Annotated in this window: 9 protein-coding genes and 1 tRNA gene; 4 read left to right on the top strand and 6 right to left on the bottom strand. The window is 62.7% G+C overall.

All coding sequences use genetic code 11. From position 1 onward, the window contains the following. Positions 1 to 8: 8 nt before the first annotated feature. The gene (locus ACYU7Q_RS15555; protein ID WP_460610358.1) at positions 9 to 4,217 is read left to right on the top strand and encodes a DUF4394 domain-containing protein; all 4,209 of its coding nucleotides are present in this window, start codon (positions 9 to 11) and stop codon (positions 4,215 to 4,217) included. 620 nt (positions 4,218 to 4,837) lie between these two features. Then, positions 4,838 to 5,884, top strand: a complete 1,047-nt coding sequence (locus ACYU7Q_RS15550) for an LLM class flavin-dependent oxidoreductase (protein ID WP_460610357.1) — start codon at positions 4,838 to 4,840, stop codon at positions 5,882 to 5,884. A gap of 149 nt (positions 5,885 to 6,033) precedes the next feature. Here ACYU7Q_RS15550 and ACYU7Q_RS15545 read toward each other — a convergent pair whose 3' ends face one another. The 4 genes from ACYU7Q_RS15545 to ACYU7Q_RS15530 form a co-directional block, all read right to left on the bottom strand. Continuing rightward, the gene (locus ACYU7Q_RS15545) at positions 6,034 to 7,434 is read right to left on the bottom strand and encodes an RtcB family protein (protein ID WP_460610356.1); all 1,401 of its coding nucleotides are present in this window, start codon (positions 7,432 to 7,434) and stop codon (positions 6,034 to 6,036) included. Positions 7,435 to 8,475: 1,041 nt separating this feature from the next. Next, positions 8,476 to 8,546: transfer RNA gene (locus ACYU7Q_RS15540), tRNA-Gly, on the bottom strand. 62 nt (positions 8,547 to 8,608) lie between these two features. Further along, complete coding sequence (locus tag ACYU7Q_RS15535) at positions 8,609 to 10,132, bottom strand: TROVE domain-containing protein (RefSeq protein ID WP_460610355.1); 1,524 nt, start codon at positions 10,130 to 10,132, stop codon at positions 8,609 to 8,611. Between the two features lie 76 nt (positions 10,133 to 10,208). Further along, the gene (locus ACYU7Q_RS15530) at positions 10,209 to 11,489 is read right to left on the bottom strand and encodes a PcfJ domain-containing protein (protein ID WP_460610354.1); all 1,281 of its coding nucleotides are present in this window, start codon (positions 11,487 to 11,489) and stop codon (positions 10,209 to 10,211) included. A 947-nt stretch (positions 11,490 to 12,436) separates the two neighbouring features. Between ACYU7Q_RS15530 and ACYU7Q_RS15525 the strand changes: the two genes are divergently transcribed. Both ACYU7Q_RS15525 and ACYU7Q_RS15520 read left to right on the top strand, forming a co-directional pair. Further along, on the top strand, positions 12,437 to 13,339 hold the full coding sequence (locus ACYU7Q_RS15525) for a histone deacetylase family protein (protein ID WP_460610353.1): 903 nt from the start codon (positions 12,437 to 12,439) through the stop codon (positions 13,337 to 13,339). A 25-nt stretch (positions 13,340 to 13,364) separates the two neighbouring features. Beyond that, positions 13,365 to 14,378: a J domain-containing protein gene (locus ACYU7Q_RS15520; protein WP_460610352.1), complete on the top strand. Its 1,014-nt coding sequence runs from the start codon at positions 13,365 to 13,367 to the stop codon at positions 14,376 to 14,378. 7 nt (positions 14,379 to 14,385) lie between these two features. On the opposite strand, the gene ACYU7Q_RS15515 is transcribed toward ACYU7Q_RS15520, so the two are convergent. After that, on the bottom strand, positions 14,386 to 15,309 hold the full coding sequence (locus tag ACYU7Q_RS15515; RefSeq protein WP_460610351.1) for an alpha/beta fold hydrolase: 924 nt from the start codon (positions 15,307 to 15,309) through the stop codon (positions 14,386 to 14,388). A 93-nt stretch (positions 15,310 to 15,402) separates the two neighbouring features. Further along, positions 15,403 to 15,996, bottom strand: coding sequence for a TetR/AcrR family transcriptional regulator (locus tag ACYU7Q_RS15510; protein ID WP_460610350.1), 594 nt, complete (start codon positions 15,994 to 15,996; stop codon positions 15,403 to 15,405). Positions 15,997 to 16,109: the final 113 nt, after the last annotated feature.

Raw genomic sequence — 16,109 nt, 5'->3', positions numbered from 1 at the left:
TTTACCCTATGTCCAAACTCCTACTTTCGCGGTCTGCTTCGGGCCAGCGACTAAGTCGCTTTCTGCGCCTTGCCCTGAGTGCGGTGCTGCTGCTGACTGGCCTGGCGGCCCGGGCGCAAACCACCATTTATGGACTCGGCACGGTCACCCAGACCTTTGCCTACTCGCCCCTTTATCCGGCCGGCGCCACGGCGGGCTCGCAGGGCCTTGCTGCATTCGACCCGGCAACCGGAGGCCCCAACAACAACTTATTCTTAATCACGGGCGTGGTGGGCAACCAGAAACTGGTGGGCATTGACTTTCGTCCTCTTACTGGTCAGCTCTACGCCCTGGGCTACGACCCGGCCCTGACAACCGACAACGCCCAACTTTATACCCTTAACCCCAGAACCGGGGTGGCCACGGCCATGAGCGCCTCGCCGATTTCCCTGACTCTGGGCGGCGCTACGGAGCGCATCGGCTTCAATTTCAATCCAGTAGCCGACCTGGTGCGGGTGATAAGCTCCAACGATGCCAACTACCGGATTAGCCCGGTAACGGGCCTGGTCGTAACCACCGGTGGTGTTGATGGGCCGCTGGCCTACGCGGCCGGCGACCCCAACGCCGGGCTCAACCCGAGGGTGGGCGGTGCGGCTTACACCAATTCGTTTGCCGGCGCGACCAGCACCATTCTTTACGATGCTGAGAACAAAAATGACCTGTCGGCACCGTCCGGCATTTTGTCGACGCAGTCGCCGCCCAATAATGGCACGCTCAATACGCAAGCCGATATCAGACTGGGCTCGAACAGCGGCCCGTTTTATGGCATTGACGCGGCGGCCCGCATCAACATTGACATTTTCTGGACCGGAACTTACAACAAGGGCTATTTGCTGGAACTAACGGCTCCTAACGGTTCGGGCTATTCGAGCAGCAACCTCTACGATTTGTCGCTGCCGGCCAGTGCAACCAGCCCGCCCGACCCCACCAACACCAACCCAGTCGGCTACGGCAGCAACAAGCGCACCTTGGTGCCCGCCAACTCCCTGACGCCGTTCAATCTGCTGTCGATTGCCGTGGCCCCCACGCCCACCATCACCAGCCTGTCGCCTCCCTCGGCCGAAGTGGGCACGCCCGGCCTGACGCTGACCATTAACGGCACGGGCTTCGTGAACTCGACCACGGTGCAGTTCAACGGTTCGGACCGGACGGCCACCTACGTATCGGCCACGCAGCTGACGGCGGTGTTGACGGCTGCCGACCTGGCCACGGTGGGTGCTTACAACGTGACCGTTACCAACCCGCCTTTCCCGAACACGCCGCCCTCGGCCCCGGCCACGTTTACGGTGACGCCCACCTGCGCGGCGCCGACCAACCTGACGGCGGGCAGCATCACCAGCAGCTCGGCCACGGTGTCGTTCACCGGCAACAGCTCGGCCACGAGCTACACCGTGACGACCTCGCCGACGACCACCACGCAAACCCTGCCTGCTACGGCTACTTCGGCAACCCTCACGGGCCTGACGCCTAATACCAGTTACACGGTCAGCATCACCACCACCTGCCCGAGCGGCACTACCGGCCCGGCCACCGTCACCTTTACCACCAGCCCGGCGGCCGCCACCCTGGCCGTGAGCCAGGGCGCCACCAGCTACCCCAGCGGCGGCACGGCCTATAGCTTTGGCAATCAGACGTTGAACACGACCAGCCCGGCCATCTCCTTCACCCTCACCAATGGTGGCACCGACCCGCTGGTCATCAGCGGCATTTCCACCACTGGCGACTTCGCCGTGAGCGGTACGGCCCCGACCAGCGTGCCCGCTGGCGGTACGGCCATCGTGAATGTGACTTTCACGCCTACTGCGGCCGGCACTCGCACGGGCACGCTGGTTATCAACTCAAGCGCCACCAACGGTGCCACGTACACCGTGAACCTGACCGGCAACGGCCAGGCCGCCGCCCCCAGCCCGCAGATTGCCGTGAGCCAGAGCGGGACCGGCATTGCTAACGGCGGCACCTTTACAGGGTTTGCCAGCACGCAGCAGGGCAGCACGTCGGCACCGGTTACGTTCACCATCAGCAACGGCAGCACCACGGATGCCCTTACGCTGGGGGCTTTCACCTTCAGCGGGCCGTATGCCCTGAGCGGCGCGGCCCCGACCAGCGTGGCCCCGGGCGGCACGGCCACATTCAGCGTCACGTTCTCGCCCACGGCCACCGGCACCAACACCGGCTCGGTGAGCATCGCTAACAACAGTCAGGCGAATAACCCCTACGTTATCAATTTCAGCGGCCAGGGCACTTCGCAGGATTTGGTGGTGAGCACGCCGCAGGCCGTGCAGGGCAGCTACCGCAACGTGACCATTATGGCTCCCAACGGCATTGCCACGCTGAGCGGCATGCTAACCGTGAGCGGCACGCTGGCCGTGCAGGCGGGCGGCTCGCTCATTCAGAACTGCCAGACGATTACCGGTGGAGGTAATTTCGACCTGCAAGCCGGTGGCGGCATTGCCATCTGCGACGCAGCCGGTATTGCGACCAGCGGCGCCGTGGGCGCGGTGCAGGTAACGGGCTCGCGCAGTTTTAGCCCGCAGGCTAGCTACCTCTACAACGGCACCGTGGCCCAGGCAACCGGCACGGGCCTGCCCGCACAGGTGCTGAACCTGGGCGTGCTGAACACCGCAAACGTGACGTTGACCCAGGCCGTGGCCGTGGCCGGCGTGTTGCGCCTGCAAAGCGGCAACCTGAACACCGGCGGCCGCACGCTGACGCTGCTGTCGTCGGCAGCCGGCACGGCACTGGTTGATAATACAGGCGGTGCAGTGGTTGGCACGGCCACCGTACAGCGCTACATCGACCCGAGCATCAACGCCGGGCCCGGCTACCGCCACTACTCGTCGCCGGTGGCCAACTCGACGGTGGCCGACCTGACCACGGCTGGCTACACGCCGGTCATCAACCCAAGCTTTAACACCATCGGCAAATCGGTGCGGCCCTTCCCCACGGTGTTTAGCTACGACGAGACGCGCGTGAACAGTAGCGGCAGCGCCGGCACCATTGATTTCGACAAGGGCTACCTGTCGCCTAACTCGCTCTCGGATGCGCTCAACCCCACCCAGGGCTACACGGTAAACATTTCGGCGGCGGCCAACGTGGACTTCGTGGGCACGCTCAACAACGGCAATTATACGGCCAGCAACCTCACCCGCGGCCCGTACACCGATGCCGGCTGGCACTTCCGCGGCAACCCCTACCCCGCCCCACTCGACTGGCAGGCCATGGTTAATGCCGGCCGCCTGACGAACATGGAAAATGCCCTGTACGTGTTCAAGAGCAACGGCCTGTACACCGGCACGTACGCCAGCTACATCAACGGGGTGGGAGCGAATGGTGGCACCAATATTATCCCGTCGTCGCAGGGCTTTTGCGTGCGCACCATTGCGGCCGGGCAGATGGGCAGCATCGCCTTCACCAATGCCGAGCGCCTCACCACTTATAACAACACGCCCTTTCAGCGCGGCACCGCCGACACTCGCCCTCAACTCACGCTGAGCCTGCGCAACGCCACCGCCGCTACCCAAACGGCCATTTACTTCGACCAGGGCGCTACCTCTGGGTTTGATGCTGCTTTCGATGCCGTGGCGCTGCCCTCCTCCAATGGCTTGACTCTCGCCACCGATGCCAATGGTCAGACGGCTTCCATCAACGGCCTGCCCGCCCTCGCCGGCGCTGCCGATGTAGTGCTGCCGCTGTACCTGAGCGTGGCCACCGCCGGCACGTACACGCTGGCCGTTGATAACCTCGCCAACCTGCCCGTCGGCTACCACGCCTACCTGCGCGATGCCCTCACCGGTGCTTACACCGACCTGGCTACTACGCCCACCATCAGCCTTACACTGGCGGCCAATGCTGCGGCCGCCGGCCGCTACGCCGTGCTCTTCAGCACGCAGGCCCGCGTGCTGGCCACCGCGCCCGCCGCCCTGGCCCGCCTGGCCAGCGTGTACCCCAACCCAGCCCACAGCTCGGCCACGCTGCTGCTGCCCGTTGCGCTGCGTGGCACGGCCGCTACGGCCGTATCGGTAGTTGATAACCTGGGCCGGACGGTGCTCACGCGCACCCTGGCCGCAGGCACCGCCGAAACCCTGGACCTACCGCTGGCCGGGCTGGCTCCCGGCATCTATTCGGTGCAGGCCCGCACGGCGGCCGGCCTCGTAGCCAAGCGTCTGGTAGTGCAGTAAGGTTGCTGTCTTTTCTGGGATAAAAAACACAGAGCCCCGGCCGCATTGGCCGGGGCTTTGTGTTACGGGATACCCTTCATCCCCGAATTAAAAAACCTCCCGCCAAAGGCGAGAGGCTTTCCAAGCTATGAAAACAACTGTCCCCTGTAAGAGACACGTAGTTATGTACGCGCGGTACCAAGGGTTTGGATTGCCGGGCGGCAGTAATTAAGCGCCGTCCATCCGCACAATTTTAGGGGTGAAGGAGCCGAGAGCATCCACGAGTTCGCGCTGGTGGGCCATTACCTGCCGAATGTCCTTGTAAGCCGCCGGAGGTTCGTTGAGGCCGCCGCAACGCCCGGAACAGCCCCCAGATACGCGACCAGATTATGGCCCAGCTCATGCAACGCACCACCCCGCCCTCGCGCGAGGATATCCTGTCCGTTAACCGCGCGATGGAAATCGATAACTCCAAACAAGACTAAGCGCGGGGCCACTGGCCGAATTGCTCAGCCTGAAAAGCGGCTACCGCAACTTTTGCGGCTGGATGCAGCTTGTATCCCGCTGGCTCCTTCCTGCAATTGAAGCGAGGAGACGGTGAGGCGAAACGCCTGTGGTTTTCAAATTCAAATAAAGAAGCAATGCCCATTCCTGTCGATGGTACCAGCCACGCGGTTAAGCAACCGGTCGCCTATTCCATTTTAGACCTTGCCATCGTGTCACAAGGCAACACAATACAGCAGACCCTGCACGACTCGCTGGCCCTGGCCAAGGCCGCCGAATCCGATGGCTACACCCGCTACTGGCTGGCCGAGCACCACAACTCCGACAACATCGGCAGCAGCGCAACCTCCCTGCTCATCGGCTACGTGGCCGAAAACACGACGACCATCCGCGTGGGCTCGGGCGGCATCATGCTCCCCAATCACTCGCCCCTGATAGTGGCCGAACAGTTCGGCACGTTGGCGCATTTATACCCGGGCCGCATCGATTTGGGGCTGGGCCGGGCACCGGGTACCGATTCGCAAACCGCGCAGGCCATCCGGTCAGATTTCATGTTGGCTGCTCGCTCCTTTCCCCAGGAAATTGGCAAAATCCAGGAGTATTTTTCGTCGGCAAACAAACAAGCAACGGTCAGGGCACCAGTTGCCGAGGGCACCGAAGTCCCGCTTTACATCCTGGGCTCCAGCACCGACAGCGCCCACCTGGCGGCCAAGCTGGGCCTGCCCTATGCCTTCGCCAGCCACTTCGCCTCCACCTACTTACACCAGGCGCTGAAGATTTACCACGAAGAGTTTACGCCTTCGGAAGTTCTCAAGCAGCCCTACACCATTGTGGCCATCAACGCCTACGTGGCCGATACCGACGAGGAAGCCCGGCAGCTGTTCACCACCCTCATCCGCATGTTCGTCGCGCTACTAACCGGTGGGGCGAGAGTGCCCTTGCAGCCGCCCACGGAAATGACCGAGGAATTGGAAGGCATGTGGCATCATCCTTCCGTACAGCAAATGCTGAAATATTCCTTTGTCGGCAGCAAGCAAACGGTGAAGAAGCAGCTACAAGCGTTTCTGGCCGAAACCCACGCCGATGAGCTCATCACCGCTTCCGCCATGTACGCGCCGGCAGACCGACTGAAATCCGCCCGACTGTTTGCGGAGATTATGACGGAGCTGAATGGCCACAGCTAACCAGCCAGCAGGCACTTGGCTACGGCAGTTCAGGGCAAAAAATCGGCCCTTGCTAATGGTAGCAAGGGCCGATTTTCAGTTATGAGTGGATTACTAAGCCACGCGAGATGCTTTGGCAAACTCAGCATGACCGGCTTTTTTGCATGGTTCTAAGCCCCGTCCATCCGAACAATCTTCGGCGTGAAGGAGCCCAGCACGTCCACCAGCTCGCGCTGGCTGGCCATCACGGTGCGGATGTCCTTGTAGGCCATCGGCGCTTCGTCGAGCCCGCCGCCGATGAGTTCGATGCCGTGGTCGGCGAGGTACTTGCGCACCTGCGCTTCGCCCAGCTCGGCCTTGGCCCGGGTGCGCGACATGAGACGGCCCGCCCCGTGCGAGGCCGAAGCCAGCGACTCAGCCACGCCCCGCCCGCGTACAATGAAACCGGGCGCCGTCATGGAGCCGGGGATGATGCCGAGCACGCCCGCGCCGGCCGGCGTGGCCCCCTTGCGGTGGGTGATGACCTCGCGGCCGTCGGCCAGCCGCTCCTTCCAGGCGAAATTGTGGTGGTTTTCCACTTTCGCCAGGGGTTTTTCGCCGAGGGCGCGGGCCAGGCGGCGGTGAATCTGCTCGTGGCAGGCCGAGGCGTAGTCGCCGGCCAAGGTCATGGCGGCCCAGTATTCCTGGCCGGCTTCGGTGTCGAGGCCAAGCCAGGCGAGGTGCTGCGCTTCGCCGGGCAACTGGCACACGTCTTTGGCGAGCTTGGTGTAGCGCTCAGCGATGCCCGCGCCCAGGCCCCGCGAGCCGGAGTGCGAAAGCACGCCCAAGTACTGGCCCACGGGCACGCCCAGTTCGTTTTCAACGTCGGTGATTTCCACAATGCCGAACTCCACGAAGTGGTTGCCGGAGCCGGAAGTGCCGACCTGCTCGGCGGCTTTGTCGAGCTTGTTTTTCAGGAAGGGAATTTCCTGAAACTCGGGCCGGTCGAGCACGGCATGGTCCATCCGCTGGCCTCGCTCGAAGCCCCGGCCGCTGCCGAAACGGGTGTTTTCGAGCAGCAGGCTGCGCAGCTCCTGGGTGCGCTGGGTCAGGTATTTGGGCGGCAAGTCGAACACCGACAACGCCATGCGGCAGCCAATATCCACGCCCACGGCGTAGGGAATCACCGCGTTGTCCGTCGCCAGCACGCCGCCGATGGGCAGGCCGTAGCCGTGGTGGGCGTCGGGCATGAGCGCACCGGCCACGGTCACGGGTAATTTCATGGCCGTTTCCATCTGGTGAATCGCGCCCGGCTCGATGTGCTCGGCTCCGAATACGGTGTAGTCCTTGCGCTCTACCAGGCTGATATGGCGGTTGGGCGGCGGCAGCAAAGCGGCAGCCGTATGGCTCCAGTCGAGGTGCGTGAGGTAATCGGTGGGATTGGCAATGAGTTGACCTAGCAAAGCCAGCTGGTCGGTTTGGGAGAGTTTTTTGAGGTGCTTGCGCTGCAATTGAGCCAGCGCGAGCCCGATGGCCCGACCTTCAGGGAACCCGAGGGCGCGAAGGTCGTTGCCGCGTAATATGTTGGCCATAAAAATGGTTTTTGCACGTGGTGGCGGCGCCTATTGAGGCCGCCATCGTTGATGAAAAGAAAAATAAAACGAGCCGGGCAAAAAGGCGCATCGCCTACAAATGTGCTCTAACCAACTGAGCTACTGCGAGCCGAAACTCGCAGGCCGGCCTCGAACCGACGACCCCATCGTCCCTAACGAAGTAAGGCGGTGCTACGGCACCGACCCGTTTTATTCAGAAAAAATGCCGGAGCAACAGGCAGCCTGCGTTGGGCCAAAAGGCGACGTGATAGGGTCGAAGGAACGCAAGCCTACGGCATCCGGCAATAAAAATCAGCCTGTAGCGTGGACTCTGCGAGTCCGCGCCGGGGCTACTCAATGCGCGGACTCGCAGAGTCCACGCTACAATATCCTGTAATATCCTGTCCGGGGCAACAGGCGCCCGGCCTCCTAGTCCTGCTCTAACCAACTGAGCTACGAAAACCACCTCACGGCAACTTTCGGCGGGGCTCGAACCCGCGACCTGGGCAATCACAGTGCGAAGTATGGCCGGGCTACGACACCCGGACAGGGGTTGAAAAAATTGTTTCCGGCTGGGGCAACAGGCACCGGGCCAGCTGGCGCGGCCCTACCAATGCGCATTCGCCCTGCCTCACGGCAGCACTTCGGGAGTCGAACCCGCGACCGCACCTCATTTGGAGCGAAGGAAGGCCCGGCTACGGCACCCATCCGGAAACATATTTCACCCGGCATTCTCCGAAAATTCGGGGCAACAGGCAGCAGGCGTGTCAACCGTGGCCGAGGCCACAGAAGGGGAGTCGAACCCTAAGCGGAACTCCCGAAGAAGCCCCCTTTCAGCAGCGAAGTATCGCCCGCCTACGGCACCCGAACCATAACGGAGTTGGCCGAGGTGGGATGCGCCCTCGCATGCGAAAGGCGGCATCCCGGTCGGCGACTGCCCCAGGTGGGCAGCCGTCTTCCTCATGTCGGCAGTTTTTAAACGTAAGTCATGTCGTTTTTATTATGAGAAAGCAGTAAGCAAGGGGAATGAGCGGCGGGCTACGTAAGTGAAGGGACTCGAACCCTCGCCGCCGAAGCGGCCACCCAGCACCCCCGAAGTAGGCCACGCCTACGCCACCTTGCGCCGCGCGGCCGGGGGTTCCGCTTTATTGCCCGGCCGTTTTTGCATCAGGTTTTACAAGTCAATTTTCTCGATTTCGCTCAGCGCCGAGCCGCCGTTATCCAGCGCGCTGAGCACGTCGAAAACTTTGTCGGACCAGCCGGCGATGAGGGCCACGCCCGTTTCCGGGCGCACCTCCAGCGGGGCGGTGCCGTGTCCGGCCAGGTCGAAGAGGTAGAGGCGGGCGTTAGGGGCCACGGTGCGGCGGTAATCCGCCCAGATTCGGCCGAATACGCCCCCATCGCCGGTGCTATTCCAGAGCTGACAGTCGGTGAAAATCATCACCTTGTCCACCACCTCGCGGCGCAGCAACAGCTCCTGCACAACCAGGTGGCCGTTGGTGGAATAGCCCACTTCGCCTTCGCGCTGGTAGAGCTCGTCCACGTTGCGCAGCACCGGGCCGCGGGGCAGGCTGATGCGCTTCCAGACGTTGCCGAACATGCCGGTAATCACGTTCTGGCAGCGGCTCTGCAGCAACATGCTCAGTACCAGGCCCACGTCGTAGAGCAGCACTTTGCTGCGGGCCGAAATGGGTTGCTGCATCGAGCCCGACACGTCGCAGGCCAGCACCACGCGAGTATCGTGCCCGAAACCGCGCAGGTTCACGGCGCTGTGCGCAATGGCCGTTTCCAGAGCCGCCAGCACGCCGGCCACGTAGCCGCTCGGCAAGGCTTTCACCTCACGGTAAGCGGCCAGGAAGCGGAACGGAAGCTGCTTGCTGCGCGCCACCGCAAACCGGTCGGCCAGCGTGTCGCACACTTTCTCCATCGTGGCCGCCGAAACCTTGGCTTCGAGGATGTTGCGCAGGTTGCGGAGCAAGGCCATGTAGCCCAGCTTGCCACTGCCAATCAACGTTTCCCACGTCTGGCGGACGGCCGTTTGTCGGTCCGCATCAGTGGCGTAGGTCCCCTGCCCTACCGCCGACAGCTCGGTTTCCCAGGTGTAGGGCGTGGGCAATTCGCCGCGCACCAGCTGGTTGAACAGCGCTTGCTGGGCCTCATCCTTGGCATTGGGGTGCACGAGGAAGAGGGCATCGCGCAGGCGCACCGCGCCATCACGGTCGTACTTGGCCAACTGGTAGCCGTCGAAACGGTTAAAGCTGAGGGCCAGGCCTTTTTGCAGCTGCTTGGAAAGGCGGTTGAGGATTTTGGTCCCGCTCCGGGCATTGGCCTGGGCGTAGAACGCCAGCAACTCCGTGATTTCGTCGGGGCGCTGCACCACGCGGGCCACCAGGCGGCTCACGAGGCTGTCGCCGCGGTGCAGGCGGGCCAGTTCCACGCACAGCACCAGCGGCACCGAGCGCAAATTCAGGCTCTCACGGGCATACACTGCCAATTGCGCCACGAACCGGGGCTCGTTCTTGCCCACCAAATCGCGCAGACGCTGCAGGCAGGTATCGGCTTTTTCGTAGAACTGGTCGCTGAGCGCAGCCGTGGCTACGGCGACGTACAGCTCCAGCTGCGGCGTGAGGGTGAAGGCGGGCGCCCCCTCGTGGTTGACGGTGGGCGCGCTGTTTCGGGAGAAGAAGTTGAAGCGCATATTGGGGAATTTTGAAAGGATTTGGGGTTGTAGAGCACGTTGCGTCATGCCCATCTGGCGTCAGCTAACTGCTTATCTAAGCGTATTTCGACATCACCAGGCGGGCCTGGTCAAGCCATTGTTTGATGCAGATTTCCTCGGCGTCGGTCATCCAGCGGTTGTGCTTGCCGCGCACCTGCACCACGGCGCGGTTGGCTTCCACCTCCAGCGTCAGGCTGCGCTGGCCAGCCACGGTGAGCGAAAAGATGCCGCACCGGCCCCGGCGGCAGGAACTCAGATAAGTGGCCACGCAGTGGTGCAGGGCCTGGCCTTCGTCCATGAGCTGGCCGTAGGTAGTCAGTTGTACAATTCGCACACTGCCAGTCTCATAGTTGGGCACCGGCAAGCCGGGCCAGCAGATACTGGCATCGGGCAGCACGCCGCCCGATTGGCGACGCGTCCGGGCCAGCCCCCGGTGCCAGGCTTCCGTTTGGGCCAGCACAGAGGCCATGCTGCGCCCCTTAAGGGTGAAGCCCGGCTGGGCTGGTTCCATCCCGATGCCCACGCTCCGCTTCTGGTGAATCCAGTCGCAGACGGGCCCAAAGTGGCACGGGTCGACCATGGGCGTGGCGAGGAAAAAGTCCACCACGCTCAGCCAGAAGTCGTCATCCACCAGCGGCGCTCGGCCCAGGCGCGATTCCATCACCACGCCCCACCACGCCAGCGCATCACGCGCTGCCAGCTGGGCGTAGCGCAAAGCTTCGCGAAAAGTGCAGCCGGCGGGGGCCTGCCGCATGCCGTGCTCCAGCCGTTTGCTGAGGGCCACGGGCAAGCCGGGGAAGCTGCGGAGAGAGTGCCCTTTGCCCAGATGAATGGTCAAATCGGGCAGGCTCACACCGTCCTCCACCAACGTCGGGCGCGTCCAGCTCTCAATCAGCCAGTCCGGCGTGTTGCCATAGCGGTCGAACAAGTGCTGCACCAAGCCGGTAAGCTGCCGGTACACGTTGCTGCTTTTGGGCTTCCAGTCGGCCACTTCGCGCACCCGCTCGGAGTAACGCTCGGTGAGGGCAGCCACGGCCAGGCCCAGTTCGGGCCGATGCAGCACACCTATTCGCTTGGTAGCCAAGGCTTGCAGCGCCGTGCGAATAACCGGGCGAATCTCGGCCGGCAGCACCGCCACGCAAATGGCGTACAGCTGCGACAGCACCGAATCAACGCCCACGGCCTCATACAATTGGTGGGGCGACGCAAACGAGAAAATAAAGTCAATTTGCCGCGACAGGGGCCATTTGCGCCAGTCGATGTGCCGCGAAAGCGCGACACCAGCTTGTTGCCAGCGGCGGGTTTCCGCTGAAATAGGTTTGTTACGGTTTGCCATAAAGCAGGGGCCTGCCCGCAGACAGTGCCTGGCTAGGTTTTCAAATAAGGAGAAGTGGGCGCACGCAGCTGGCGGCCCGTTTTCAGTTGGTTTTGCAGCCGCGCATTACGCGACCAATGGGCCGCCGACTGGCGCGACCGGCCCGCAGCAAGGGGCCGATATGCGGGAGGAGAAGCTAAGTAGCGCATGGTTGAAAAGAAGGAATAGGAAATGTGAAAAGGAGAAATTTAATTAATAAATCAGTGTGCAATAATTAACCAAACAGTGATTCAGCGATAATTCAATTTGAATTAGACGCACCTTTCCCGTTCAAATAAAAACACGTTTTTATTTGGGAATTACTGACACGAAAAAGCCCGGCTTTTGCGGGCCGGGCTTTTCTATTTCGCGTGGTTTATGCCGAAGTTATCGGCGCATCCAACAAAGAAGAAAAGCACAGCCACACCGTTTATCCTGGCCGCAATCGGACCGGAATTGTTTCGGCTCTGTCTGGTAATTGGGGCGGATAATTAGCATGGATTGAATGGGTAAGCGGCTGATAAACCGATTAACAACAAAAAACCCGAGCTGATGGGCTCGGGCGTGGCGGGTTTCAGCAGTGGCTGAAATCAGGCAAACGTACCGAGCGGAGACAGCCGTTCTGGCTGCATCTTATCCGAATTGCTGGTGAATGTCAGGTGGCGGTACATGGTTGTTTGCTTTTTGGTGCGACAAAGGTTAGCTATTAATTTTAATTGCGCAAATAATTTTTGAAAATAATTATTAATTATTTCTACAAAGTTTAATTCGACAGAAATTAACAGCTTTTTGAAGCCTAATTAATTTCGCCAATGCAGCGCTCTTGGCTTCATCAACACGGCTGATGCAGGCACTATTGGGGGCGTTATTGCGTAAGCACCCGGCTGGTATTGGCATTTGTAGCCAGTCCCTGCCTGTGCTTTTTGTATATGCCCCGCCTCGCTACTTCCGACCACTACACCCTCGACCTCCCTGCCGGTCACCGTTTCCCCATCGCCAAATACGCGCTGATTCGGGAGCAGCTCCTGTGGCAGGGCATTGCCGAGCCGGGCGATTTCTACGAGCCCGGCCTCTGCGCTGAGGAAGACGTGTTGCGCGTGCACACCGCTGCTTACTGGCACCGCGTGCGCGACCTGCAGCTCACGCCCCGCGAGGTGCGCAACCTGGGCCTGCCGCAAAGCCCACAGCTGGTGCGCCGCTCGCTGAGCAGCAGTGCGGGCACGCTGCAATCGGCCCTGAATGCCTTGCGCGACGGCATCGGCCTGAACTTGGCCGGCGGCACCCACCACGCCTTTGCCGACCGCGGCGAGGGCTTCTGCGTGCTGAACGACCAGGCCATTGCCGCCGCGTATTTGCTGGCGCACGGGCTGGCGAACCAGGTTTTGATTGTGGACCTTGACGTACATCAGGGAGACGGCACGGCAGCCATTTTCCGCGATGAGCCGCGTGTTTTCACATTTTCGATGCACGCCGGGGCCAACTACCCGCTGCGCAAGGAGCAGTCAGACCTGGATATTCCGCTGGCGCTGGGCACCGGCGATGCCGATTATCTGGCGCAATTGACGGCCACGCTGGAGCCGTTGGTGGAGCGCGTGCGGCCCGATTTCATTTTCTATCAGGCGGGCGTGGATGTGCTGGCGACTGATAAGCTGGGCAAGCTGGCCCTCACACCCGCCGGCTGCCGGCAGCGCGACGAGCTGGTGCTGGGCCTATGCCGCGACCGCAGCCTGCCCGTGGCCGTGAGCATGGGCGGCGGCTATTCCGAAAAGCTAGCCGATATCGTGGACGCGCACTGCAACACGTTCCGGGTGGCGTTTGAGCTTTGGCCGTAACGACGGGCCGTACCTTTGCTATCTAATGAAAAAAGCTGATTCCGCGCATCCCGACCGCATTACCGTCCCAGCTCGCACCGATGAGCAACCCACCGGCACCCCTGCCCAACAGGCTTTCCGGCAGGCCATTCTCGACGTGGAAAACCTGCGCGAGCGGCTGCGCGACCTGCGCGCCGAGCAGGCCGAAGCCCGGCGACGCTACTGGCAGCAAGTAGGCCCGGCGGCCACGGCTGTGGTAGCAGCCCGCCACGCCCTGTATGCGCCACTGGAAGAAGCCCTGCTGCTGAGCTACTTCAGCCGCCTGGAAGAGGCCCAGATTACGGGCGTGATTCTGGGCAATGCCCATACGCTGGAAGACCGGTTTGGAGAAGATGAGGCGGCTATTATTCGTAAATATGCCCCGGCCGGACATCGCTCCGCCACGGCTAAAAGCACCGCCAAGCACAAAAAAGCCGAAGATTCGGCTTCAGAATTCATCCCCGACCCTACCCTGCCGCCGCACGAGCAGGCCGCCGCGGCCGCCCGCGCCCGCCGCAAAACCAAGGCCCAGCGCCAGCACGAAGCCGCCGCGCAAGCCGACCAGAAGCAGCTCGAAACCAACGCCAAAACCATTTACCGCCAGCTGGCCCGCACCCATCATCCCGACCTGGAGCGCGACCCCGAAAAGCAAGCGGACAAAACCGCCCGGATGCAGCGCATCACCGAAGCCTACGAGGCCGACGACCTCTACACGCTGCTCCAGCTGCTGGCCGAATCCGGTCCCGCCGACGCGGCGGCCGATGACGTGCTGGCCCGCTACACCCGCGCCCTGCTCCAGCAGCAAACCCAGCTAAAGCAGGAAATGAACGAGCTGAAATATGGCCCCAACGGCTTCGTCACGGCCTCGGGCAAAAAGCAGGAGCTGGAGCTGCGCCAGCTGAAGCGCGACCTGCGGGCCGAGGCCGAGTACGTGGCGCACATCGGCCGGATGCTGCTCGACACCGATGGGCTGCGCGAAGTGCTGCGGCAGCTGGCAGCCGAAGGACTGGAAACTATCTGAGCCGTGCTCAGCCAATAAAATCTACTGCCAGCCGTACCACATCGGCATCGCGCAGAATGCGGTTGTGGCCCAGGCCGCGCGTGGCGTGCAGCCGGGCACCGGGCCAGGCCGCGGCAATGTGCTGCCCTTCGGCGAAAGGGATGATTTCGTCTTCTTCGTCGTGCAGCACCAGCACTTGCTCGGCCCCGGTGCCCGGTCCTGCAGCGGCTACGGCGAACGAATCGGCCGTCCGCTTGGTGCTACGCTCGATGTGCTCGGCAAAGCGCTGCACCAAATCAGTGGGCAAATGCAGGAAATCGGCAAACCGCTCGGCTACTGGCCGCGGCCCTACCGGCGCGCTGATGAGCACCAGGCGCGGTAATGCCGCCCCCGCCGGCAACCGCACCGGCAGCCCCGCCACCGACGCCGCCCCAAACGAGTGCGCCACGATGGCGCGCACTTCCCCCAGCGTATTTACCACGGCCTGCACGGCCCCACCAAAGTCGGGGAGCGTGGTGCGCCGGCCGGCCGAAGCCCCGTGCGCCGGGCCATCCAAGGCCACCACGCGGTAGCCGGCCGCCAGCAATGGCCCCACCCAGGCGCGCCAGAAGCTGGCCCGGTGCTCCCAGCCATGCACAAGCAGCACGGCGGGCGCAGCAACCGGCCCCCATTCATACACGGCAATAGCGCCGCTTGCCGCGGCCACGGTGCGACGGCGGGCTTCGGCCAGCGCGGACGCTTCCCAGGCTTTAGTGGGCAGGCGGCGCGGCGTGGTAAATACCCGCCAGGCCAGCCGGAAGCCCAGGGCCGGAGCCACCGCCCACAGCGCCCCCAGCTGCCAGCGGACCCATCGCAGGCCCGCCGGCTCGGGGTAGCGCATGGCCACTACCGAAGGCGCGGCGGGCGTTTCATCAGCACACAAAAGGTAGGCGGGCGAAAAGGTGTTAATCATAAGGACGGTTGGTTTGATGCAAACAGCGGCTTTTGCAGTGGCCGCGGGTGGGTGGAAAACGCTAATGGGCAAACCGCAGAAAGAGACTCCCGACTACGCCAGCAGCTCCAGCCGCAGCTGGCCTACTATCACCTGAAACGGCGTTTCATCGTGCACGCGGGCCACTTGCAGCGCCCCGGTCAGCGTGGTGAGCACCTGCGCCGCCTTGGCCGCCGGGCTGCCCACAAAGCGCAGGGTGCCCGTGGCCCGGCCCACGGCCAGCACCTGGGCCAGCCACTCGGTCAGCTCGCGGTTGAAGGTGCGGAGCTCGGCCTGCATGGGCGCGGGCAGGGTCCGGAAATCGGCCGCGAGCGCCCCGAACAGGCACACGCGGCGCTCGTGGCCGAGGTGCGTGTCGTACACTGCCAGCAGGGCTTCGAATTGAGCGACGGGCGGCAGGTCGGCCACCCGAGGCAGGTCGCGCCACTTGCGCAGGCGGCGCAGCTGCCGGGCCACAATGGCCGTGCCCAGGTCGTCCTTGCTCGGATAATGGTAGTGAATGGCGGCCGGCTTCATCCCTAACTCCTTGGCCAAATGCTGGTAGCTGAAAGCATTAAAGCCACGCTCCAGCAGCAACGCTTCCGCCAGGTCGAGGATGCGGGTGCGGGTATCGGGAGGCAGGGTGGTGGGCAGAGTCGGGGTTATCATAAGTGGCACAAATATACCAATTTTAAACTTACTAATTAGTAAGTAAGTCAAAAACCGCCGGTTTTTCAACAAAAAAATCCCCGCCTGAGTTGGCGGGGATTCTTGCTGTAACA

This window comes from Hymenobacter terrigena (genome assembly GCF_054776515.1).
The sequence above is the reverse complement of the archived record's forward strand: the minus strand, read 5'-3'. Positions and strand labels throughout refer to the sequence as shown.

Coding starts and splice junctions, on each gene's coding strand:
- ACYU7Q_RS15535 (WP_460610355.1), bottom strand. CDS start 10,132: ATGCGCTTCAACTTCTTCTCCCGAAACAGCGCGCCCACCGTCAACCAC.
- ACYU7Q_RS15510 (WP_460610350.1), bottom strand. CDS start 15,996: ATGATAACCCCGACTCTGCCCACCACCCTGCCTCCCGATACCCGCACC.
- ACYU7Q_RS15530 (WP_460610354.1), bottom strand. CDS start 11,489: ATGGCAAACCGTAACAAACCTATTTCAGCGGAAACCCGCCGCTGGCAA.
- ACYU7Q_RS15545 (WP_460610356.1), bottom strand. CDS start 7,434: ATGGCCAACATATTACGCGGCAACGACCTTCGCGCCCTCGGGTTCCCT.
- ACYU7Q_RS15550 (WP_460610357.1), top strand. CDS start 4,838: ATGCCCATTCCTGTCGATGGTACCAGCCACGCGGTTAAGCAACCGGTC.
- ACYU7Q_RS15555 (WP_460610358.1), top strand. CDS start 9: ATGTCCAAACTCCTACTTTCGCGGTCTGCTTCGGGCCAGCGACTAAGT.
- ACYU7Q_RS15515 (WP_460610351.1), bottom strand. CDS start 15,309: ATGATTAACACCTTTTCGCCCGCCTACCTTTTGTGTGCTGATGAAACG.
- ACYU7Q_RS15520 (WP_460610352.1), top strand. CDS start 13,365: ATGAAAAAAGCTGATTCCGCGCATCCCGACCGCATTACCGTCCCAGCT.
- ACYU7Q_RS15525 (WP_460610353.1), top strand. CDS start 12,437: ATGCCCCGCCTCGCTACTTCCGACCACTACACCCTCGACCTCCCTGCC.